1 protein-coding gene is annotated in these 1,315 nt (G+C 66.0%); it reads right to left on the reverse strand.

The window, feature by feature from the left end; genetic code table 11:
* Window positions 1–1,315 (reverse strand): AMP-binding protein (locus CJ179_RS50420; RefSeq protein ID WP_143549097.1); only part of this gene is annotated, 1,315 nt, incomplete at both ends.

Genomic DNA, 1,315 nt, shown 5'->3' on the forward strand with positions numbered 1-1,315 from the left:
GCACCCCGGCGATATACAACTCCCCCACCACACCCACCGGAACCGGCCCAAGCCCCGCACCCAACACGAACACCCGCATACCGCCCACTGGGTCGCCGATCGGCACACTTACGCGATCACGACCACCCTGGGATTCAGGTAGCGAGTACATTGCGGCGAAGACCGTCGTCTCCGTCGGACCGTACCCGTTGAGCGTCCTCACCTGTGGGTGGAGCGGATCCTCGCCCAGATTCCAGCCCTGCAGCCTGGCGAGATCCAGCACCTCTCCGCCGAGCACGACCGTCCTCAGCACCGAACCGGCCCCCACCGCTGGGTCCACGTGCTCGACCTCCTCGAAACCGTAGAACGCCGACGGCGTCTGGCCGAGAACAGTGACCTTGTCCCTGATCAGCAACTCCCACAAACGGTTCGGCGATGCCGCCACGTCCCACGGCGCCACCACCACGCGGCCCCCGTGTACCAACGCACCCCACAACTCCCACACCGAGAAGTCGAACGCCTCCGAGTGGCACCACACCGACACATCCGTATCGTCCAACCCCACGCGGTCGGCGGTGGCGGCCAACAACGACACCACACTTCGGTGGCTCACGGTGACACCCTTCGGAATACCTGTCGACCCCGAGGTGTACATCACATACGCCACGTGACCGGGGCTCAACGGGCCGATCCGATCGCTGTCGACGGGATCGAGATCGGCGTGACGCCCGACTTCGGCTGCAGTGCCGAGGTCCAGATCTGCATCGAGTAGCACCTGCCCTATGTCATGGTCGGGCAGCGTGGCCACGGTGACAGTGTCGGACAGGATCAGCCGCGGGGCTGCGTCGGCGAGAATTGTCCCGGCGCGAGCACCGGCATAGTTCGGGTCTATGGGAAGGTAGCCGCCGCCGGCCTTGAGCACCGCCAACAATGCGACGACCAGCTCGACCGAGCGCTCCAGCGCCACGGCCACCAAGGTTTCCGGGCCGACCCCGGCACTGATCAGGAAGTGCGCCAGCCGGTTCGCCCGTGTGTTGATTTCTCGATAAGTCCAGCTCCGGTCGGAGAAGGTCACCGCGGCGGCGCCGGGTGTCGCCGCCACTTGTCGCTCGAACAGTTCCACGACAGTGGTCTCCGCGAAGGGCGCTGCGGTGTCGTTCCAGGTCCGCAGTACCAACTCGCGTTCGTCCGGCTCGAGGATGTCGTACCCCTCGATCCGCGCCTGCGGATCCGCGACGATCAGCTCGAGCAACCGCACATACCGGGCCGCGATACCCTCCACCGTCGCCCGATCGAACAGGTCACTCGCGTACTCGACAACCCCCGCCAGACCCTG

The sequence above is a fragment of the Rhodococcus sp. ACS1 genome (assembly GCF_002300155.1).
Taxonomy (GTDB): domain Bacteria; phylum Actinomycetota; class Actinomycetes; order Mycobacteriales; family Mycobacteriaceae; genus Rhodococcus_F; species Rhodococcus_F koreensis.